The sequence below is a fragment of the Acinetobacter sp. YH12249 genome, assembly GCF_013417475.1.
GTDB lineage: Bacteria > Pseudomonadota > Gammaproteobacteria > Pseudomonadales > Moraxellaceae > Acinetobacter.
On record NZ_VPDX01000001.1, the window covers coordinates 207,736 to 228,882 of the forward strand.

18 protein-coding genes are annotated in these 21,147 nt (G+C 43.1%); 9 read left to right on the top strand and 9 right to left on the bottom strand.

Annotation, left to right across the window (positions count from 1 at the left end; translation table 11 throughout):
* Positions 1-27: 27 nt before the first annotated feature.
* The gene (gene rpoC, locus FTV25_RS01035) at positions 28-4,227 is read left to right on the top strand and encodes a DNA-directed RNA polymerase subunit beta' (RefSeq protein WP_004781676.1); all 4,200 of its coding nucleotides are present in this window, start codon (positions 28-30) and stop codon (positions 4,225-4,227) included.
* Positions 4,228-4,487: 260 nt separating this feature from the next.
* Positions 4,488-4,853, top strand: coding sequence for a DNA transfer protein p32 (locus tag FTV25_RS01040; protein ID WP_034170980.1), 366 nt, complete (start codon positions 4,488-4,490; stop codon positions 4,851-4,853).
* A gap of 67 nt (positions 4,854-4,920) precedes the next feature.
* On the opposite strand, the gene FTV25_RS01045 is transcribed toward FTV25_RS01040, so the two are convergent.
* Positions 4,921-5,415, bottom strand: coding sequence for a DUF4442 domain-containing protein (locus FTV25_RS01045; protein ID WP_159123442.1), 495 nt, complete (start codon positions 5,413-5,415; stop codon positions 4,921-4,923).
* Between the two features lie 117 nt (positions 5,416-5,532).
* Between FTV25_RS01045 and FTV25_RS01050 the strand changes: the two genes are divergently transcribed.
* The 6 genes from FTV25_RS01050 to FTV25_RS01075 all read left to right on the top strand — a co-directional run bounded on the left by FTV25_RS01050 (position 5,533) and on the right by FTV25_RS01075 (position 11,914).
* Positions 5,533-6,414 (top strand): alpha/beta fold hydrolase, encoded by an 882-nt coding sequence (locus FTV25_RS01050; protein ID WP_180002527.1) that lies wholly within the window; start codon positions 5,533-5,535, stop codon positions 6,412-6,414.
* 98 nt (positions 6,415-6,512) lie between these two features.
* The gene (locus FTV25_RS01055; RefSeq protein WP_159123440.1) at positions 6,513-7,880 is read left to right on the top strand and encodes a Na+/H+ antiporter family protein; all 1,368 of its coding nucleotides are present in this window, start codon (positions 6,513-6,515) and stop codon (positions 7,878-7,880) included.
* 333 nt (positions 7,881-8,213) lie between these two features.
* Entirely contained in the window at positions 8,214-8,849 is a 636-nt protein-coding gene (locus FTV25_RS01060) for an OmpW family protein (protein ID WP_034706934.1), read from the top strand.
* Between the two features lie 175 nt (positions 8,850-9,024).
* A complete protein-coding gene (locus tag FTV25_RS01065; protein ID WP_034170983.1) occupies positions 9,025-9,369 on the top strand; it encodes a lysozyme inhibitor LprI family protein in 345 nt (114 codons plus the stop codon).
* Between the two features lie 154 nt (positions 9,370-9,523).
* Positions 9,524-11,443 (top strand): molecular chaperone HtpG, encoded by a 1,920-nt coding sequence (gene htpG / locus FTV25_RS01070; RefSeq protein ID WP_180002528.1) that lies wholly within the window; start codon positions 9,524-9,526, stop codon positions 11,441-11,443.
* A 198-nt stretch (positions 11,444-11,641) separates the two neighbouring features.
* Positions 11,642-11,914 (top strand): hypothetical protein, encoded by a 273-nt coding sequence (locus FTV25_RS01075; RefSeq protein WP_180002529.1) that lies wholly within the window; start codon positions 11,642-11,644, stop codon positions 11,912-11,914.
* Between the two features lie 70 nt (positions 11,915-11,984).
* Here the strand turns inward: FTV25_RS01075 and FTV25_RS01080 are convergent, their stop codons facing one another.
* The 4 genes from FTV25_RS01080 to FTV25_RS01095 form a co-directional block, all read right to left on the bottom strand.
* Complete coding sequence (locus tag FTV25_RS01080; protein ID WP_180002530.1) at positions 11,985-13,136, bottom strand: hypothetical protein; 1,152 nt, start codon at positions 13,134-13,136, stop codon at positions 11,985-11,987.
* A 94-nt stretch (positions 13,137-13,230) separates the two neighbouring features.
* Positions 13,231-14,649 carry a hypothetical protein gene (locus FTV25_RS01085; protein WP_180002531.1) on the bottom strand — a complete coding sequence of 473 codons (1,419 nt, stop codon included), beginning with the start codon at positions 14,647-14,649 and terminating at the stop codon, positions 13,231-13,233.
* 9 nt (positions 14,650-14,658) lie between these two features.
* Positions 14,659-14,838, bottom strand: a complete 180-nt coding sequence (locus tag FTV25_RS01090) for a hypothetical protein (RefSeq protein WP_004781696.1) — start codon at positions 14,836-14,838, stop codon at positions 14,659-14,661.
* Positions 14,839-15,094: 256 nt separating this feature from the next.
* Positions 15,095-15,262, bottom strand: coding sequence for a hypothetical protein (locus tag FTV25_RS01095; RefSeq protein WP_004781698.1), 168 nt, complete (start codon positions 15,260-15,262; stop codon positions 15,095-15,097).
* Positions 15,263-15,679: 417 nt separating this feature from the next.
* Here FTV25_RS01095 and FTV25_RS01100 point away from each other — a divergent pair, with 417 nt between their 5' ends.
* Positions 15,680-15,880, top strand: a complete 201-nt coding sequence (locus tag FTV25_RS01100; RefSeq protein ID WP_005232506.1) for a dodecin family protein — start codon at positions 15,680-15,682, stop codon at positions 15,878-15,880.
* Between the two features lie 61 nt (positions 15,881-15,941).
* Here the strand turns inward: FTV25_RS01100 and FTV25_RS01105 are convergent, their stop codons facing one another.
* The 4 genes from FTV25_RS01105 to ompR all read right to left on the bottom strand — a co-directional run bounded on the left by FTV25_RS01105 (position 15,942) and on the right by ompR (position 21,101).
* Positions 15,942-16,637 (bottom strand): DsbA family oxidoreductase, encoded by a 696-nt coding sequence (locus FTV25_RS01105; protein ID WP_159123435.1) that lies wholly within the window; start codon positions 16,635-16,637, stop codon positions 15,942-15,944.
* Between the two features lie 205 nt (positions 16,638-16,842).
* Positions 16,843-18,360, bottom strand: a complete 1,518-nt coding sequence (locus tag FTV25_RS01110; protein ID WP_159123434.1) for an acetyl-CoA hydrolase/transferase family protein — start codon at positions 18,358-18,360, stop codon at positions 16,843-16,845.
* A 205-nt stretch (positions 18,361-18,565) separates the two neighbouring features.
* Complete coding sequence (locus FTV25_RS01115) at positions 18,566-20,026, bottom strand: ATP-binding protein (RefSeq protein ID WP_180002532.1); 1,461 nt, start codon at positions 20,024-20,026, stop codon at positions 18,566-18,568.
* Positions 20,027-20,336: 310 nt separating this feature from the next.
* Positions 20,337-21,101, bottom strand: coding sequence for a two-component system response regulator OmpR (gene ompR / locus FTV25_RS01120; RefSeq protein WP_004781707.1), 765 nt, complete (start codon positions 21,099-21,101; stop codon positions 20,337-20,339).
* Between the last annotated feature and the right edge of the window lie 46 nt (positions 21,102-21,147).

Here is a 21,147-nt window from a genome sequence, read left to right on the forward strand (position 1 = left end):
AATCTCCTCGACACACGGAGAAAAAAATTGAAAGACTTGCTCGATATCATGCGCAAAAAGACGGATTCCGACGGTCATGCTCCTGTAGAGTTTGATCGCATCCGTATTGGTCTTGCGTCACCAGAAATGATTAAGTCGTGGTCTCATGGTGAAGTTAAAAAGCCAGAAACCATTAACTACCGTACGTTCAAACCAGAACGTGACGGTTTATTCTGTGCCAAAATCTTTGGTCCAGTAAAAGATTACGAATGCTTGTGTGGTAAATACAAGCGTATGAAATACAAAGGCGTCATTTGTGAAAAATGTGGCGTTGAAGTAACAACTGCGAAAGTTCGTCGTGAGCGTATGGGTCACATCGAACTGGCTTCTCCAGTTGCGCACATCTGGTTCCTGAAATCATTGCCTAGCCGTATCGGTCTTTTATTAGATATGACGCTACGTGATATCGAACGCGTATTGTATTTCGAATCTTATGTTGTAACTGACCCAGGTATGACTCCATTTGAGAAATACCAACTTCTGAACGATGAAGAATACTTCAATGCGTTAGAAGAACACGGTGATGAATTCACTGCGAAAATGGGTGCAGAAGCGGTTCAAGACTTGCTTAAAGATATCGATCTTGAAGCTGAAATTGCGCGTCTTCGTGAAGAAATCCCTAACACAACTTCAGAAACTAAGCTTAAAAAAGCCTCTAAACGTCTGAAATTGATGGAAGCATTCAACGATTCGAACAACAAGCCAGAATGGATGGTGATGAACGTACTTCCTGTACTTCCACCAGATCTTCGTCCGCTTGTACCACTTGAAGGTGGTCGTTTCGCGACTTCTGACCTGAACGACCTTTACCGTCGTGTGATCAACCGTAACAACCGTTTGAAACGTCTTCTTGACCTTGCGGCTCCAGATATCATCGTACGTAACGAAAAACGTATGTTGCAAGAATCTGTAGATGCATTGCTGGATAACGGTCGTCGTGGTCGTGCAATTACAGGTTCGAACAAACGTCCGCTTAAATCTTTGGCAGATATGATCAAAGGTAAACAAGGTCGTTTCCGTCAGAACTTGTTGGGTAAACGTGTCGATTACTCTGGTCGTTCGGTAATTACCGTAGGTCCAAGCCTGCGTTTACACCAATGTGGTCTTCCTAAGAAAATGGCGCTTGAACTGTTCAAGCCATTTATCTTTGCGAAACTGCAAGCATCTGGTCAGGCTACAACCATTAAAGCTGCGAAGAAAATGGTTGAGCGCGAAACTCCAGAAGTTTGGGACGTACTGGCATCAGTCATCCGTCAACATCCAGTGATGTTGAACCGTGCGCCGACCCTTCACCGTCTAGGTCTTCAAGCATTTGAACCTATTCTGATTGAAGGTAAAGCGATCCGTCTTCACCCACTCGTATGTGCTGCGTTCAACGCCGACTTCGACGGTGACCAAATGGCGGTACACGTACCATTAACACTTGAAGCTCAGTTAGAAGCTCGTGCGTTAATGATGTCGACTAACAACATTCTGTCTCCAGCGAACGGTGAGCCAATCATCGTACCGTCTCAGGACGTTGTCTTGGGTCTTTACTACATCACTCGTGATGCAGTAAATGCCAAAGGTGAAGGCATGGTGTTCGCGGATACTGACGAAGTGAACCGTGCGCTTGCGACTGGTCAGGTAGATATGCACGCTCGCGTGAAAGCACGTGTACACCAAACCGTGATCAACGAAAACGGCGAACGTGAACAGCAAACGATTATCGTAGATACGACTCCTGGTCGCTGTCTGCTTTGGGAAGTTGTGCCTGAAGGTATGGACTTCCAGCAAATTAACGTTGAGATGACTAAAAAGAACATCTCTAAGTTAATCAACTCTTGCTACCGTAAACTGGGTCTGAAAGACACTGTTATCTTCGCGGACCAATTGATGTACCTTGGCTTCCGCCAAGCGACTCGTTCTGGTGTTTCTGTTGGTATGGAAGACATGGTCATTCCACCACAAAAACAAGCGATTATCGGTAAAGCCGAAGCTGAAGTTCGTGAAATTGAACAACAGTTCGAACAAGGTTTCGTAACTGCCGGCGAACGTTATAACAAAGTGGTCGATATCTGGGCGCGTACTAACGACCAGGTAGCGAAAGCGATGATGGACAACTTGTCATTCACAACTGTTAAGAACAAACAGGGTGAAGACGAGAAACAGAAATCATTCAACAGCATCTACATGATGTCTGACTCTGGTGCCCGTGGTTCTGCAGCTCAGATTCGTCAGTTGGCTGGTATGCGTGGTCTGATGGCGAAACCGGATGGTTCGATCATTGAGACACCAATTAAAGCGAACTTCCGTGAAGGTTTGACAGTACTTCAGTACTTCATTTCAACACACGGTGCGCGTAAAGGTTTGGCCGATACAGCACTGAAAACAGCGAACTCTGGTTACCTGACTCGTCGTCTGGTAGACGTTGCGCAAGACTTGGTTATCACTGAGCCGGATTGTGGTACGTTGTCTGGTCTTGTCATGACTCCGTTCATTCAAGGCGGCGACGTGATCGAGAACCTGGGTACTCGAGTACTGGGTCGTGTAGTTGCTGAAGATGTGAAACGTGCGGGTACTGAAGAAGTTATTCTGCCGCGTAACACATTGATCGATGAAAAACTTGCAAACTACCTGGAAGAGCAAGGTGTCGATGAAGTTAAAGTACGTTCAGTGGTATCTTGTGAATCTACTTTCGGTGTTTGTGCGAAATGTTACGGTCGTGACCTTGCACGCGGTCACTTGGTAAACCCAGGTGAATCTGTGGGTGTTATGGCTGCTCAGTCAATTGGTGAGCCGGGTACACAGTTAACCATGCGTACCTTCCACGTAGGTGGTGCTGCGAGCCGAACTTCTGCTGCAAACAGCGTACAAGTTCGTAATAAAGGTACTGTACGTTTCCATAACGTAAAAACTGTACAACATGCCAAAGGTCACTTGGTATCAACTTCACGTTCAGGTGAAATCGGTATTGCAGATGACTTAGGCCGTGAACGTGAACGTTACAAACTGCCATACGGTGCGTCTATCTTGCTGAAAGATGGTGAAGCTGTAGAAGCAGGCGGTATCGTAGCGACTTGGGATCCGCATACACATCCACTGGTAACAGAAGTTGCCGGTAAAGTTCGCTTCAGCCAGATCGCTGATGGTGTAACTGCAACATCGAAAACTGATGATGCAACGGGTATGACCACTGTTGAAATCTTGCCTGTAACAGCACGTCCTGCTTCTGGTAAAGATTTACGTCCAGCTGTTGTGCTTGACACAGTAGATGGCGGCGAACAGTTCTACTTCTTGCCACAAAACACTATTCTTTCTGTCCGTGATGGCGAAACAATTGGTGTGGGTGACGTAATTGGTCGTGTACCACAAGAATCTTCACGTACTCGTGATATTACCGGTGGTCTGCCACGTGTTGCTGACTTGTTCGAAGCGCGTAAACCGAAAGAACACGCAATCCTTGCAGAAGTGTCAGGTGTTGTAAGCTTCGGTAAAGAGACCAAAGGTAAAAACCGTCTGGTGATTACTCCGGATGATGGTTCTGAGATCTACGAAGAGCTGATTCCGAAATGGCGTACCATTAACGTGTTCGAAGGCGAACATGTGAACCGTGGTGAAACTATTTCTGATGGTCCACAGAACCCGCATGACATCTTACGTCTGAAAGGTGAAGTGGCGTTGACTAACTACATCGTGAACGAAGTTCAGGACGTTTACCGTCTGCAAGGTGTAAAAATCAACGATAAGCATATTGAAGTGATCGTACGTCAGATGCTGCGTAAAGTGGACATCACTGACGGTGGCGATACAAGCTTCATCAAAGGTGAACAAGTGGATTACATCCGTGTGATGCAAGAGAACCAAGCTGTTCTTGCGCAGAACAAGTTCCCTGCGAAGTTTGAACGTCAATTGATGGGTATTACCAAAGCGTCGCTTTCTACTGACTCGTTCATCTCTGCTGCATCGTTCCAGGAAACCACTCGTGTGTTAACTGAAGCGGCTGTAACAGGTAAAGAAGATGATCTGCGCGGTCTGAAAGAAAACGTAGTTGTCGGTCGTCTGATCCCAGCGGGTACAGGTCTGGCTTACCACTTAGAACGTCGTCGTCAGGAAGCAGAAGCTGCAGAATTTGAATTGCACAATGACTTCTCTGATGTAGACCAGGCGTTGAGCCAAGCATTCAGCGATGAATTTAACGGTCTGTAATTAGCCGCTAAATCATTTTAAAAAGCCACTTTCGGGTGGCTTTTTTATTTCCTAAAATTATTCATATTTATATCGCTAGAAAAGATCAGATTATCTGGTGGTTACTTGTCCTAAATATGGAGAAATCATCAATAAAACATGATCTTTCATGCGCTCTTTACAAAATAAATCATGAGGGTTTCAAGATTTAACATCTTGTTATGAATCGCTCCTTAAAATCAGGTTAATCTTAAGTCAAAGCACGAAGGAAGGCCAAGATCATGAAAAAGTTAATGAGCGTAATGGCTGTTGCAACTATCTCCACTTTTATGTTGGCAGGCTGTGAAAATATGTCTGCTAAAGATCAGCGTATTGGCGCAGCTGCGCTCGGTGGTGCAGTGGGTGGTGGTGTAGGTAACAGAGTAGGTGGTGGTGTTGGTGCAGCAGTTGGCGGTGGTGCCGGTGCAGCAGTCGGTAGTAAAGCTCAAGGTGGTTCAAACCGTAATGCGACCTATAGTGGTGTCGGTGGTGCTGTAGGTTCTGCAGTGGGTAAAAGCATCTTTGGCGGTACAGGTGGGGCTGCAATTGGTGGTGCCATCGGTGGTGGTGCTGGTGCAGCGATCGAACAGAATAACCGTCGTCGTTAATCGACAGAACTATCCTCCAGATCGATTTAAAAGCGCCTCAATGGCGCTTTTAGTTTATTCAATTTCGTTATTTAGCTTCTCGAGGCTTGCCTTTGCTCTGTTTAAGGCGGATATAAACGGTCTTTTGTACCTCAGCGATACGCACACCGGAATCATCATAAATATTAAGCTGATACTGGCGATAAACCGGACTATGGTTAGCTGCCAGTTCTTTTACTGTTTGTACTTCCTGCTTGGAAATCCGGATGTCAGCATAGACTGTTCCGCGTCCTGGCGCCAGAAACTGAATGGTAGAGCTTTTATCCCAAACAATGTATTTCGGACCAAGATGATGCATCAGCAATAACATATAAAAAGGGTCGACCATGGAATACAGGCTGCCACCAAAATGTACTCCCACAATATTCTGATTCTTGCGAGTCAGTGGCATTTTCACGCGAACGTGATAATTGGCAAAGTCCATTTCATCAATGACAATGCCTGCTCCACGATAAGGGGCATAGCGATTCAGGATAAATTTGGATAATAAAGGCAGTTGCTGAATTTTTCGTAATAGGCTCATGCGGATATTCTTTTTTCTGGTCTTGTATGCATACTAGAACAACAAAAATAAGCTGGCATTGATAAATCGTGCCTATTTCAACAATAAAAGAGTCAATCAGCGAATAAGGATACATCTATGCAAAGACATAGCCAGTGGGTAGATACCAGCGATCATCAACGTCTCTATGTGAAAACCTGGGGTGAGCCTGAGCGACCGGCTTTGGTGCTGGTTCATGGTTATCCTGACCATCAGGATGTTTGGGAAGCGGTAATTTCTCACCTCGTTCAGGATTATTTTGTGGTGACCTATGATGTGCGCGGAGCAGGAGACTCCAGCGTTCCCAAGAAAATTCGGGATTATCGTCTGGAACGTCTGTGTGCAGATTTAGAGCAAGTGGTCGATCAGGTCTTGCCAGGACGAGCTTTCCACCTTGCGGCTCATGACTGGGGGTCAATCCAGGCTTGGGAAGCAGTCACCGAACCTAAATTTAAAGGCCGGATTTTGTCTTTTAGCACCATGTCAGGTCCATGTCTGGATCATGCTGCTTTCTGGATGCGTGAACAGTTTAAACAGTATAAGGCCAAGTTTTTTAAACAGATGACCAAGTCTTGGTATATCGCGGTATTCCAGCTGCCTTTTATAGCACCTACCGCATGGAATTTCTTTAATGCAGAACGTTGGGGCAAAATGATCAGTCAGCTGGAACAGCAGGAAAATCTGCCGCTAAACCAGAATATTGTCAAAGATGGAAAATATGGCGTCAATCTGTATCGGGCGAACTTTTTGCCGCGTTTATCTCGACCTAGACAGCGTTTTGCGATCTGTCCGGTACAGGCAATTGTGCTCAAAAAGGACCAGTTTGTTGGTCCGGATCTGATTGATGAAATGCCAAAATGGGTGGAAGATTTTTCCCGGGTAGAACTGAATGCCAATCACTGGGCTATCCTAAGCCAGCCGGAACAGGTGGCTCATCTGATTCATAATTTTATTCAGCAGAAATTAACAGCAACTACTTAATATGGAGATTGGGAACGTGACTCGGCAAGGGATAAGTGGAAGAATTTTTATCCGGATTTTCTGATAAAATAGCCGTTTTCTCTCATTCCCAATTCATTATGTTCGCAATTCTTGCTGCTATTGGAGTCATGTTTGGACTCTCATTGGCACGTGTACCTGTGGTTTTTGCCCTGGTCATTGGTGCTGTTACGGGTGGTTTGCTGGCAGGTCTTGGCCTCCAGGGAACTTTAGATGCATTTAACAATGGTCTGGGCGGCGGCGCTAAAATTGCCTTGGCTTATGGCATCTTGGGTGCTTTTGCTTTGGCCTTGGCACGTTCCGGTTTGCCTGACTTGCTGGCCTATAAAATGATTACCACCTTAAAAGGTGAGGCATCAGAAAAGGCACAGAACAAGGTTAAATATCTGATCTTCTGTACAGTGGCATTGGCTGCCGTTTTCTCACAAAACGTGATTCCGGTACACATTGCCTTTATTCCGGTTCTGATTCCACCATTATTGCTGGTATTTAACCATCTGAAGCTGGATCGCCGTTTGGTGGCCTGTCTGCTGACCTTTGGTCTGGTGGGAACATATATGCTGGTTCCAGTCGGTTTTGGTGCCATCTTCCTGAATGATATTCTGGGCCATAACATCAATACCTTTGGTAAACCTTATGGCTTTGAGATTACTTATGACCAGATTCCCGCTGCGATGGCGATTCCGGTCTCAGGTATGTTCGTGGGTTTGCTGGTGGCCATGTTTATCAGCTACCGTAAGCCGCGTCTCTATAAAGATATCCATGTGGAACAGCAGCAAAGTATCTCTGCTGAACTGGGTGTAGAACAAAAATCAGCGAAACCGCAAATTGCCAAACTGACCATCTGGATGGCAGCGATCGCGGTGATTGCAACTCTTGTGGTACAGCTCTATTCAGATTCCATGATTCTTGCCGGTCTGGTCGGTGTCGCAATCTTGAGTTGTGCCGGAATCTTTAAATGGAAAGAAGCAGATGATGTGATCATCACCGGTATGCGTATGATGGCCCTGGTTGGCTTTATCATGATTGCCGCGCAAGGTTTTGCTGCCGTGATTGAGGCAACAGGACAGGTTCCTGCGCTGGTTGAAGCGTCGGTTGACTGGATTGGTAATAGCCAGGCACTTGCCGCCTTTTTAATGTTGTTGATTGGTCTGCTGATTACTCTGGGTATCGGTTCATCATTCTCTACCATTCCGATTCTGGCGATTATTTATGTACCGCTCTGTATTCAATTTGGTTTTAGTCCTGCAGCAACTATTGCGATCATTGGGACTGCGGCTGCTTTGGGCGATGCCGGTTCTCCAGCATCAGATTCAACTTTAGGCCCAACATCCGGTCTGAATATGGATGGTCAGCATGACCATATGAAGGATAGTGTGGTTCCAACCTTCATTCATTTTAATATTCCGCTTATCATTTTTGGCTGGATTGCAGCCATGGTTCTGTAAGTTCATTTTAATCTGCTCTGATATAAATCGGAGCAGATTTGCCTAGATTTAAAATAAATTATAAGATGTATTTAAAATATATATTTAAATAAAAAATTAATATAAACCTGATTATTTTACTCTGAATATTATTATTTTAATCTGATTAATTTACTGGGTATTTAAAGCCAACCAATATAGTCAATTTAAAATAAATATTTAATAATTACATATACTTAAATAATAAATAAAAATTAGTTTTATAATCTCTATTGCATATTAATTTAAGCCGTGTTTATTATTAATTAAGAAATATTTTCTTAATAATTATTCTTCCCTTGGGGGTATTTTAAAATGTTAAAGCAAGTAGCTCTAATTGCATTAATGGGTCTTTCAGCATCTGCGATGGCAGGGCAATGGCAAGTGAAAGTGGGGGCTTCTGTATTAGCGCCTACTCAGGAAACTGACCTGATTCCTGGTGTAGTTGAAGATGCTAAAGCAAGTAGCGAACTCAATTTTACTCCTTCAGTCGAATATTTCTTCAATGACAATATTTCAGCCGAATTATTATTGGCTACCCCATTTAAACATGATGTTGAGATGGCGGGTGATGTGAAAATTGCATCATTAAAACATCTACCACCAACGATTACAGCCAAATATAATTTTAAAAATTCAAGCCGCTTTACTCCATATATCGGTGTAGGTGCTACAGTATTCATTCCATGGGATGAAGAATTTAGCCAAACTGCAAAAGACGCATTAGGTGTAGCAAAGCTTGATGCAGATGTTGCTTATGGGGTAGCTGGCCAAGTCGGCTTTAACTTCCAGCCAGCGGATGCAAAAAACTGGGGTGTATTTGTTGATGCACGTTATGCAGACTTAGATACAGATCTGGAAGCAAAGACTGCTGATGGGACAAAAATTAATTTAGGTGAATTTGGAATCGATCCTTGGGTTTATACGATCGGTTATAGCTATAAATTCTAAGCTCCAATTTTTTGGTTCATTTTTTCCAAAAGCCTCATCCTGCATGGGGCTTTTTTTCAAAATAACAACGATTTATAACGTATTGAAATTGAGCAGATTGGCAATACTCAAATATATTAAAACGAATAAAGTAAATATTAATTGAATACGACTTAATAATAAGGAAGATCAAAGCATGAGTTTTTTGTCGAAGAGCCTTTTGATCTTCAGCACGCTGTTTATTTCACAGAGTTATGCTGCCAGTTTTAATTGTCAGAAAGCGACAACCGCGACTGAGAAAACAATTTGTGAACATCGTTTGCTGAATGACGCTGATGTCAAAATGAGTACCAGCTATAACATCTTGCGCCGTATGGTGCCGATGGGAACACGTTCGGTGATTCAACGCGATCAGGTGAAATGGCTACAATTTCGTGACCGCTGTCAGGAATCTGTATCCTGCTTGAGTCAGGTCTATAATATGCGTCAGCAGCAGCTGGATCTGCATTTTGATCGTATCTATAAGATGGGACCTTATTAAGTCTTGTCCATCCCATCAATTAAACTGATAAAAATGAAAGCCATAAAAATATTTTTTGCGAAAAAATTATTTTAAGGCTATTGAAAATTATTGAACTCACTCCATTCATATAGGCAACAGTTAACATCTGTATCTAAAATAATAGGAGTGATTCATGAGCGATTTAAGCGTACAAAAACACAGTTTCCAGGCTGAGGTAGCGCAGTTACTGCACCTTGTGACCCATTCACTTTATTCAAATCCTGAAATTTTCCTGCGTGAATTAATTTCTAATGCTTCAGATGCGTGTGACAAATTACGTTTTGAAGGGATCAACCATCCTGAATATTATGAAAATGATCCTGACCTCCGCGTACGTGTCAGCCTCGATCCAGAAAATAAAACTATTACCATTTCAGATAACGGGATCGGTTTAAGCCAGCAAGAAGCCATTGAAAATTTGGGGACAATTGCCAAATCTGGTACCAAAGACTTTATGTCAAAACTGACGGGTGATCAGAAAGCTGATGCTCAGCTGATTGGCCAGTTTGGTGTCGGTTTCTACTCAGGCTTTATTGTGGCTGATAAGATTACTGTAGAATCACGTCGTGCCGGTACGGATACCTCAGAAGGGGTGCGCTGGATCAGTGGCGGTACTGGTGAATTCGAAGTTGAACAGATCACTAAAGAAGGTCGTGGTACCGATATTATCCTGCATCTGCGTGAAGATGCGTTGGATTATCTGCAAAGCTATAAAGTCAAACAGATCATCAATAAATACTCAGATCACATTAGCCTGCCAATCCAGATGCAAAAAGAAGTCTGGCAGGAAGAAGAATCTGCTGAAGGTGAAACACCAAAAGGCGGTCAATATGTGAAGACCGATGAGTGGGAAGCGATTAACTCGGCCAGCGCATTGTGGACTCGGAATAAATCTGAGATTACTGAAGAGCAATATACCGAATTCTATAAAAACCTGACTCATGATTTTGCTGCACCATTGGCTTGGGCGCATAACCGTGTTGAAGGTAGTACTGAATACACCCAACTGCTTTATATCCCAAGCAAGGCACCACAGGATATTTTCACTCGTGAAGCCAAGGCCGGCATCAAGCTCTATGTGAAACGTGTCTTCATTATGGATGATGCGGATAACCTGATTCCAAACTATCTGCGCTTTGTACAGGGCGTGGTAGACAGTGCCGATCTGCCATTAAATGTGAGCCGTGAATTGCTGCAGGAAAGCCGTGATGTGAAAACCATCCGTGAAGGTAACACTCGCCGTATTCTGACCACTTTGGATAATCTGGCAAAATCTGAAGATGAAAAAGATCAGGAAAACTTCAAAACTTTCTACCGCGAATTTGGTGCGGTGCTGAAAGAAGGTCTGGGTGAAGATTTCGGTAATCGCGAACGCATCTTGAAACTGCTGCGCTATGCAACTTCGACCAATGATGAGGTGAGCACTTCATTGGCGGACTATAAAGCACGCATGAAGGAAGGCCAGAAAGCGATTTACTATATTACTGCTGAAAGCCTGAATGCTGCGAAAAACTCACCGCAACTGGAAGTGTTCAAGAAAAAAGGCATTGAAGTATTGCTGATGTCAGAGCGCGTCGATGAATGGGCAATGAACTTCGTGCATGAGTTTGATGGTACGCCATTGCAAAACGTATCTAAGGGTGCAGTCGATCTAGGTGATCTACAAGATGCGGAAGAGAAGAAAGCACTCGAAGCTGCTGCTGAACAGTTCAAACCTGTGGTTGAAAAGTTGACTGATTCTCTGAAAGATAAAACGAAAGAGGTGCGTGTAACAACTCGTCTGGTTGATTCACCAGCCTGTCTGGTCACAGGGGAAGGGGAGCTTTCTCCACAACTGATCCGTATGCTGAAAGATGCAGGTCAGCCTGTACCTGATGTGAAGCCGATTCTGGAGATCAACCCGGAACATCCACTGGTGAAAAAACTGGAAGGTTCTGCCCAGTTTGATGATCTGGCCAATGTTATCTTTGATCAGGCGATGATTGCAGAAGGTGGTCTACCAGAAAATCCGGCTGAGTATGTAAAACGTATTAACAGCCTATTGTTGGGTTAATTTTTATATTTCAAAAATCCCTCTACGGAGGGATTTTTTATGTTCTGAATTTAGCTTTTAAAGCTTGAATTCCCTTTTAATGATTTAAAAAAGCGATAGCCAGAATAAAAAAATACCTTTAAGTTTTAAATCTATAAAATAGATAATAATTAAAATATTAATTTATAATAACGATTATTAAGTTAAGAGAATTCTCCCATGAAAAAATCACTGATGATGAGTCTGAGTACAATCATTCTGATGTCAATGAGCGTAGCCACACTGGCCGATACTGAGTCCAAAAAAGTGACTCGTAGCGATCGTATTAGTTTTCAGGCACCCATGAAAAAAGAAGCGCCAAAAGTAAAACGAATGCAGCGTACCGACCGCGCGGTATGGAATATGCCACAGATGGAACAGCCTTCTTTGCAGCAAAAACGTATGATTCGTAGTGATCGAATTGCCTTTACAACGGTTGAGCACCGCCAATAAAAACTTATTGGATTCAGACATTAAAAAGCCCATATTTTATGGGCTTTTATAGTTTCGGATTTGTTCAAATTTAGAAAATGGCCTCAAGACGTACCATCGCACCCAGATAATGGCTTCGGTCCAGTCGGTCATCATTCAGATAGTTCAGGTCGCCTTGCACAAAGAACCATTCACGTAAGAAAGGCTGTCTCCAGGACACATAAGGTCCCCAGCGATTTAAGCGTAAATCTTTATCATCCAGATAGCCGCCCGTATAGATGCCATAGTTAAAGCGGTTGCCCTGGAAAAATTGATGCTGTCTGAAGGTATAGTTGTCCCAGGTCAAATCGTCTTCCTGCTCATCTGCATAGGTTAAACTTAACTGATTGGAAAAAAAGGCCTCATTGGGACGAGCATGGATCAGTTCCAGGTTGGTCCGCAAATAATTTTCACTCTGCAATCCATAGCGATAAATCTGTTCGGCATGAAAAGAGAAGTCATTCTGCATCGCCCATTCTTTGCTGATTTTGGCCCGTACATAGATATCATCCCCAGAACGTACCCCCAGATCCAGATCGCTATCGAAAGGTAGGCCATTTGAAAATTCTGACCAGCGGAGTGCAAACGAGCTGTTGTTTTCACGGGTACGGCGAATATCCAGATTTTTATCCCGGGCATTGCCAGGATTTTCATTGGTAATTGCGACATTGCTATCCAGTTCGTTATCCAGGCTGTCATCACCAAAGACCAGACTTAACTTTTGTTCCAAGGTTGGAAGCTTGATTTTTCCTCGAATCCTCGGCTTGATTTCATAGTTTTCATATTTGTCCCAGCTATTATCCAGGATGATTCGCAAAGTCGCAGTTGCTGGCTCATCCGGGTTGGTCTGGCCAAACCAGTTATCAATCTTATGTGCGGTGCGGTCTGCCCATTCACGGATTCTTTTCTGCTTTTTGTCAGCCCAAGATTTATCTTCTGTTTCTTCGGTGGTGGGTACCATCGCTTCGTCTGACTGTTCAGGTAAAATCGTAGGCGTGGCATCGATCAAGCGTGGAATCTGATCTAAAATACCTGTACCTGTACCTGTACCTGTACCTGTACCTGTACCTGTACCTGTACCTGTACCTGTAGGCTGTTCTGTTTCTGCAGGTTCTGTAGGAGATGCTTCTGCCCAAACTGGGCTACTACTTAATCCCACGCCAAGTGATAGCAATAAGATTCGAGTAATTTGGTTTATTCGCATGAGTTGATTCTTGCTCTTATCGTATTTTATTTACTGCGCTAGTTTTCTAAAAAATAAGGAAAAAAAGCAAGGATAAACTACATAACTACATCAATTATTTAATGATTTGTGCCTGAATTGCCATATAAAGATCTAAAACCCGTACCGGCTGTGACAATCCTAAAACAATTTGATGAATTTTTTGCCAATTCAAATCCTTATCTCGTTTGAGCATTAAATAAGGATAAGCGATTTCCTGATCGGACAATGCCAGGCGACGTTCTCCATGAATCACCCGAATTTTCTGATGTTCCTGTAGTAATAAAATTGGAGTAGAAAAATCAGCGGGTGCTTCCTCAAAAGTAATAAATTTCTTTTGATGAATACACCGAGCCGGAATATAGGCATAGCTTTCCTCAGGCATCCAGACCGTTTCGGCTTGTTGCAGATATATTTCACTGAAAAGATCTATCTGATCAAGACAGGCACCTAAAGCTGCCCATGATATGGATTTTATCTCTATACAACGCCGTCCACGTTGCGTGCCCCAGTGCTGGATACAGGAATTGGCCTGCAAGAGGCTCGGTGCGCCTAAGAGCATCAGATATTTCAGACCTTGCCCTTGCTGATCGGTCTGCATGGAGAGATAAACAGGACGTGCCTGCCAGTGCTCTTCCTCGGCATAATATAGCGCTATTTCCAGATCGGCCGGTTGGGAGACAGTCGGTTGTAATTCTAGGGCACAGAGACGCCGTATAGTCGCTCCAGCATGTTCTAAGGGATGCAGCAGGGCAGAGAATTTACCTAGCTGTATAGATTCAGGAAAATTAATATTTTCATCTATTATCAAAATAGAGGATGAACTATCCGTGTTGTCTATTTCTATAGACAGCTCAGCTGTTTTAGCTTCTTCTGTTTCGCTAGTTGCTCTGTCTAAATCAGGTTTAATTGTTTTAGACAATTGAGGTGCAGTGATCTTGGTCTGGATCTGCAAACTGCCCTGATGATAACGCGCGATTTCTAGGGTAAGCGTATTGAATTCGGCATCCTGAACAGATAAAGCCGGAATATCCAGTTGGGGATCGAGAGGAAAATATGCGTCTTGTTGCTGTTGCTGCAAAAGCCAGTGATGGCAATTTGCTAATTCATCCCATTCACTATGTAAAAAATCAGTTTGCTCTACAGGACCCAGCCAGATTTGCCAGCCTTGTTGTGGCTGATGCAAAAAGGCCCAGCCTGTTTCTGAATGTGCAGTGAGTGCCTGTTGCAGCTGGACAGGATTCTTAAAATAACCGCGATAACAGTGATGAAACTCGGTGCTCGCCGCAAACTGATGTGCTGCCAGCTCAGGCTGGACACGGGATTTAAAACTTAAAATCTGATTTTTAAAAACAGGTTCATCACAGAGATGAAAAATATCCTGGAGCCGTTTTTTGGTTCGGGCGGCTTCATATAAACTGAGGGATTTATGTTCTAGTTGCTGCCCCAATTCATTTAATTCTTTAATTAACTTTGCTTTTTCTAAAGCATTCATTTTAGCTCTCTAGATATATTTGAGTGCTTTATCCAGTGACTTGGCCATGATCATATTGACCGCAAGTTCTACCAATTTATATTCGGTAGAGTTGGGATCTGGATAACGCTCAGCCATTTCAATCAAAAAATCCACAGAAATTGCCTGCGGAGAAATTTTTCCCTGTATTAATGCTTGAAGCTGGTTCATAACAAGAAAGTCTGAAATCCATAAAAGATCAGGTTTTGATTATAAGCATTTGATTGGCAAAATACTTGATTATTTTGAGTATTTTTTAAGCGAAATTGGTAGTTGTTTTTGAATAAAAAGTGAACGAAATCAAAATAAAATAAAAAATAATGAGGTTTTTAATGCTCTCTAAATAGAAGAACGAGTTAGATTTTTGAAGCCCTGAAATAAAAACAGGCTGAATAATTCAGCCTGCTGGGAGATTTTGCTTAAAGACTTAAGCCGCTTTTTCAGTTTCTGCAGTTGCAGTATCTGTAGCTACAGTTTCAACTGGTGCTTTGCTTACAGGGAAATCTGGAAGATAAACCACTTGAGCCATTTGTGCTGAAGCTTGTAGAGAAAAAGCCATCACAGTTGCTGCGCATAAAAATTTAACAGTTTTCATAACATGACCTTTTGATATCTGGATGTTCAAGAGCTTGAACAAGGAAAAAATTAGTCTTAAATCACGTGAAAAATAATATCAAATGGCAATTAATAAAAAATGATCAAATCGGCAAGAAAAGCAACTAAATTTAGATAAAATACTCTATAAAACAATATATTAGAATATTTGCTCTAGATGGTTTTGGATTGTTTTTTATACATTTTTTAGATGTTTTAGAAGCTTTTAAGCAAACATTTATTTGTTGATTATTTAAAACTAGAGATCCAGATTTAAATTTTTTTTAAAGCAGTAAGGGCAGATCAGTATTTGTTCATTCCCTGTAAGTTTTTGCTATTACTTGTTTGCTAGGAGCTGTAGAGAAATTTAAATCGACTAAGATGAATGCTTCTATCTTCACAGAGTGAGTGTTGAATCATGGCAATTGCAAAAGTGGTAGAAGTTAATTCAAGCAGTAGTAAAAGCTTTGAGGATGCAATTCAGACTGGCATCGCGAAAGTCACAGAGACGATTAAAAATGTTCAAGGTGCCTGGATCAATGAACAGAAAGTCGTGATTAATGACAATAAAATTACCGAATATCGTGTCAATCTAAAGATCAGTTTTCTGGTTGAATAATTCACATCATTCATAAAAAAATCCCCATCTTGAATGGGGATTTTTTGATTTGATTTAGTTTTTATTCAGGCTTTGCCGGAACATCACAAGCATCTGTAGAACACTGATCAGCTGCTGGCTGTTGCTGTGGTTCCTCTAAAGCTTTTTCAAGAACTTGCAAGAAAACTTCCTTCGGCTGAGCACCTGCCAAAGCAATGCGCTGATCAAATACAAAGAAAGGAACACCGGTAACTTTGAGCTGGTCACGTGCTACTTCCTGGTCAAATTTAACAAAGTCCGCAAACTCATCCGAGTCGAGTAAATCATCTACTTCAACCGGGTTCAGGCCAATACGCGCCGCGACATCTTCCAACGTTTCACGTTCACCAATTGGCAGGCCTTGCGTCATATAGCTGTAGAAAAAAGCTTCCTGAGCTTCATTGCCCAAGCCTTTGCTTTGTGCCAGGTGAATGATGCGATGCGCATTCAAGGTATTGCCAGAGTTGGCACCTTCCCAGTTAAATTCAATGCCTTCCTGTTTGGCCATGGCTGCGATATTGCGCTGCATGTCTTCAACTTCTGCCACTGAACGGCCATATTTTTGTGCCAAACGCTCAGAGTTGGAAACTTCCTGACGGACTGGCGCTTCAGGATCTAGCTGAAAACTATGCCAATGGACTTCAAGTTCAATTCCGCTTTCCTTTGCAGCAGCTTCCAGCCGTTTTTTACCAATATAGCAAAAAGGGCAGACCACATCTGACCAAATATCTACGCGCATGTCATGTCTCTAATCTTTGTCTTGTTAGAAGTATGAGGGTGAAGAACTGGAATTTAAAGCCCTGCATCCAGACTAAGTGCAGTTTAATCATTCAAAATATTTAGGAAGTTAAGCTGATTAGATTTTTATAGATGGATTTGTCCTCGTTTATTTATTATTTTTCCCATAAAAAAACGCCCCGTAGGGCGTTTTCTGAAGCGGTCAATTAAGCAGTTTTGACTGCAGCTTCTACTGCAAGCATATGACCATTTTCTTCAAAGTTAGAGTGCCAAGACAATGCTTCACGAAGCAGGTGAGGGGTATGGCCACCTTTCGCACATGCACGGTCGAAGTAGTCATTTAATGCATCACGGTACATTGGGTGGGCACAGTTGTCGATGATCGCACGAGCACGTTCACGTGGCGCCAGACCACGAAGATCTGCAAGACCTTGTTCAGTCACAAGGATATCAACATCGTGTTCTGCATGGTCGATATGTGAAGCAAACGGCACTACAGAAGAGATGTCGCCACCTTTCGCGATTGATTTGGTTACGAAGATCGCCAAGTGGGCATTACGCGCGAAGTCACCTGAACCACCAATACCGTTCATCATTTTGGTACCACATACGTGAGTTGAGTTCACGTTACCGTAAATATCAAACTCAAGTGCAGTGTTGATGCCGATAATACCTAAACGGCGTACCAGTTCAGGATGGTTTGAAATTTCCTGTGGACGTAATACAAGTTTGTCTTTGTAGTGCTCAAGGTTGTTAAATACTTTTTCGCCATATTTAGCAGAAAGTGTAATAGAAGAACCTGAAGCAAACTTCATTTTACCGGCATCGATCAATTCAAACGTACAGTCTTGTAGTACTTCTGAGTACATGATCAAGTCTTCGAAGTTTGAATCTTTCAGACCAGTCAATACTGCGTTTGCAATTGAACCGATCCCTGCTTGAAGAGGACCAAGGTTTTTCGGTAAACGCTCTTCAGCTACTTCTTTTTCAAAGAAAGCGATCAAGTGGTTAGCAATTGATTGAGTCTCATCATCTGGTGCAGTTACAGTTGATGGAGAGTCATGCAATTCATTGTTGAATACGATACCCACGATTTTTGAAGGATCAATATTGATTGCATGTGTACCGATACGCTCATCCACTTGAGTCAATGGAATTGCTTGACGTGTTGGACGGTAAGTCGGGATGTAGATGTCGTGCAAGCCTTCAAATGCAGGACTTAAATTCGTGTTGATTTCAACAATCACTTTCTCAGCAAAAATTGCAAAACTTGCAGAGTTACCTACAGAAGTTGTTGGAATGATGCCGCCATCTTCAGTGATCGCAACCGCTTCAATTACCGCCACATCAGGTTTTTTCAACTGCTGGTTACGCATCTGTTCAACGGTTTCAGACAAATGCTGATCGATGAACATCACTTCACCTTTGTTGATCGCTTTACGTAAAGTGCTATCTACCTGGAATGGTAAACGACGTGCCAATACGCCTGCTTCAGTGAGTTGCTTGTCCAAATCGTTACCGAGTGATGCACCTGTGATCAACGTGATTTTCAGTGGATTTGCTTTTGCGCGTTGTACCAAAGCTAAAGGAACCGCCTTCGCTTCACCAGCGCGAGTAAAGCCACTCATACCCACAGTCATACCATCTTCGATGAATTCAGCAGCTTGTTCAGGGCTGATGACTTTGTTGTGTAGGGAGGCTAAACGGATACGATCTAAAGACATTTCAACTCTCATAAATTCTTAAATAATGATACGGATTGTACCGATCAAAAAATGTATTTTGCATAGGTGTTAGGCTAAGGTCTAATTTTTTAGCTAAATGTAGGTATAATGAAAAATGATGTTTTTTAAATGATTGAATTATTAAAAATTAAAATGAATTATATAGAAATACTAAAAAGTCGTTTGTTGCTTTTATGATCACTTACTAGAAGTGATCAGTGAGCGTTTGACGAATTTTATCCAAGGTGGTTGGGGCAGCGGGCGCCTCTGAATCCGCTGATTTCAGAGGTAAGGCAATAATGGCTTCCAGACCGCCTTCAGGCCGATTCTGGATATGCAGCTCACCTGAGTGAATATCAACAATACGCTTGACAATGGCCAGACCCAGACCACTGCCTTGTACGGTACGCGCAGAATTTCCACGAACAAAGGGTTGCATCAGTGCTTCAATCTGGTCTTCTGGAATCCCTTCACCATGATCGGCCACACTGATCATCAGTTTATGGTCCTGCACATAGGCAGCCAGCTCGATCGGTTCCGCACCATAGCGTTTTGAGTTGTTGATCAGGTTACCAATCAGGCGTTTCAGCGACATGCTGCGTACCTCAACCAGCGGTATCTCTTGAGGTGTAAAGCGAATATCAAGTGGCTTAAACTGCTTGACCAGTTCCTGCAACAGCACATTGACATTGGTTTCTTGCAGCTCTTCATCGGAACCATCCCGCATATAGGAAATGAACTGGTTCAGAATGGCATCCATATCCTCGACGTCATAAATCAGGCCTTCCTTGAGAAAGTCTTCATCCGGCATCATTTCTGCGCTAAGACGGATACGGGTCAACGGTGTACGCAGGTCATGTGAAATCCCCGCGAGCATGATTCGACGATCACGCTCGGTTTGATCCAAGGTATAAATCATCTGGTTAAAGGCATGATTCACCTGACGGATTTCCAGCGGACCATGATTGGTATCCAGATAAGGAGCGGAACCATTTTTACTATAGCTGTTTGCTGCATTCTGCAAGCGGCGTAAAGGGCGGTTCAGCTGACGCACCAGGGTCAGGATAATAATTCCGGCAATGAGTGGCGTACCAAGCAGCCAGCCTAGAATCAGTTCAGGGCTATAGTTGGCATAGGTTTTAAGAGGCTCACGTACCCAGTTGCCATTCATTTCTGGAGTTTGAATCCAGATGCGTGGACTTGGCTTGAACTGAAAATAAACGGTTGCCTGTTCGATTCTTAATTCTTTGGCCAGTTTGGTTTCAATCTGGTTAGTAAAGAATTCGGCAATGACCTTGTCTTTTACATTCGGATATTCAGCCGGATTGGTGACATATTCGATTCCGATCCGGTTTTTGAGCCAGGTATCAATATCGACTTCCTGTTCTTTATGATAAAGACGCAGGTCCGGATTATTGAGAATTTCCAGCTCCATGGCCAGATAACGCGCGTGTTGCTGAATTTCAGGTAAATAAAGTGTGCGCCAGAAAAACCAGATTGACATGAACAGGCTGAAACAGACCACAAAGACCACCAGTACAGTGGTTCGCATTGCTGCAGAGCGCGGTTTGATTTTGTCCAGAAAGCGTTCCCAAGGGGTGCGTTTTTTTTCTGAGTAGCTGACAAAATCGGTAAATTTTTGTGGGTCGATGGGGTCGAGTTTCACTGAGCAATCCTGTGCTATGACTTCAGCAAATTATTATGAGTTGATTAAAAGGCCTTATCACACCGGAGTCAAACCATCTGTAATTTAGATATAGGTTAAAACCTTCGGTTCGACCTACTTTTGTTTCGGCAAAAGTAGGCAAAACCATTTTCATTCGCAAAACTCGTCAAATTGCGGCAAGTAATCAATTTATCGCAGAAACATTAGAGATGAATACCTCCTGCCTCAAACAGTTGCGAATGAATTTGTCACGTAATTAAAAACTAAATTGATAGACGGACGAATATTTTACTTTCTTCTAATAAGAAAATTATTCAGCACCATCTGGAACAAACACATAACCGACACCCCAAACGGTTTGAATATAACGCGCACGGGCAGGGTTTTCTTCAATCAAACGACGTAAGCGTGATACCTGAACGTCAATTGAACGTTCCATCGCACCCCATTCACGGCCACGTGCCAGATTCATCAGTTTGTCACGCGTTAAAGGTTCACGTGGATGCTGAACCAGTGCTTTCAATACCGCAAATTCACCAGTGGTCAGGGTCACTACCTGGCCCTCACGAGTCAGGGTACGTGTCGACAGATCCAGTGACCATGGGCCAAAGGATACCACTTCCATTTGCTGGCTAGGAGCACCTGGAACTTCACGAACTTGACGACGCAAAACTGCACGGATACGTGCCAGTAATTCATTTGGATTAAATGGCTTAGGCAAGTAATCATCTGCACCGGCTTCCAGACCGGCAATACGATCCGAATCGCTGCCACGTGCGGTAAGCATAATAATTGGAATATCAATATTCGACTGGCGTAGGCGACGACAGATGCTGAGGCCGTCTTCTACAGGCAGCATAAAATCGAGCACAATTAGAGAAAACAGTTCCCGCTGTAATAGTCGATCCATCTGGGTAGCATCGTGCGCAGTTTTAACGACGAAGCCTTTATCTTCAAGGAAACGTTGTAACAGGGTACGCAGACGCACATCATCATCGACAACCAGGATGCGCTCGACCCGGTCGGTTTCGGTATGTACAGCATCGGGTTTTTCAGCAGGTACCACTAAACTCATGAGGTGCTCCTTTATTCTTTATTGTCGTCATAAACAAAAAATGAAA

Excerpts from the sequence above, each read along its gene's own strand:
- FTV25_RS01040 (WP_034170980.1), top strand. The coding sequence starts at position 4,488 with ATGAAAAAGTTAATGAGCGTAATGGCTGTTGCAACTATCTCCACTTTT.
- FTV25_RS01045 (WP_159123442.1), bottom strand. The coding sequence starts at position 5,415 with ATGAGCCTATTACGAAAAATTCAGCAACTGCCTTTATTATCCAAATTT.
- FTV25_RS01050 (WP_180002527.1), top strand. The coding sequence starts at position 5,533 with ATGCAAAGACATAGCCAGTGGGTAGATACCAGCGATCATCAACGTCTC.
- FTV25_RS01055 (WP_159123440.1), top strand. The coding sequence starts at position 6,513 with ATGTTCGCAATTCTTGCTGCTATTGGAGTCATGTTTGGACTCTCATTG.
- FTV25_RS01060 (WP_034706934.1), top strand. The coding sequence starts at position 8,214 with ATGTTAAAGCAAGTAGCTCTAATTGCATTAATGGGTCTTTCAGCATCT.
- FTV25_RS01065 (WP_034170983.1), top strand. The coding sequence starts at position 9,025 with ATGAGTTTTTTGTCGAAGAGCCTTTTGATCTTCAGCACGCTGTTTATT.
- htpG (WP_180002528.1), top strand. The coding sequence starts at position 9,524 with ATGAGCGATTTAAGCGTACAAAAACACAGTTTCCAGGCTGAGGTAGCG.
- FTV25_RS01075 (WP_180002529.1), top strand. The coding sequence starts at position 11,642 with ATGAAAAAATCACTGATGATGAGTCTGAGTACAATCATTCTGATGTCA.
- FTV25_RS01080 (WP_180002530.1), bottom strand. The coding sequence starts at position 13,136 with ATGCGAATAAACCAAATTACTCGAATCTTATTGCTATCACTTGGCGTG.
- FTV25_RS01085 (WP_180002531.1), bottom strand. The coding sequence starts at position 14,649 with ATGAATGCTTTAGAAAAAGCAAAGTTAATTAAAGAATTAAATGAATTG.
- FTV25_RS01090 (WP_004781696.1), bottom strand. The coding sequence starts at position 14,838 with ATGAACCAGCTTCAAGCATTAATACAGGGAAAAATTTCTCCGCAGGCA.
- FTV25_RS01095 (WP_004781698.1), bottom strand. The coding sequence starts at position 15,262 with ATGAAAACTGTTAAATTTTTATGCGCAGCAACTGTGATGGCTTTTTCT.
- FTV25_RS01100 (WP_005232506.1), top strand. The coding sequence starts at position 15,680 with ATGGCAATTGCAAAAGTGGTAGAAGTTAATTCAAGCAGTAGTAAAAGC.
- FTV25_RS01105 (WP_159123435.1), bottom strand. The coding sequence starts at position 16,637 with ATGCGCGTAGATATTTGGTCAGATGTGGTCTGCCCTTTTTGCTATATT.
- FTV25_RS01110 (WP_159123434.1), bottom strand. The coding sequence starts at position 18,360 with ATGTCTTTAGATCGTATCCGTTTAGCCTCCCTACACAACAAAGTCATC.
- ompR (WP_004781707.1), bottom strand. The coding sequence starts at position 21,101 with ATGAGTTTAGTGGTACCTGCTGAAAAACCCGATGCTGTACATACCGAA.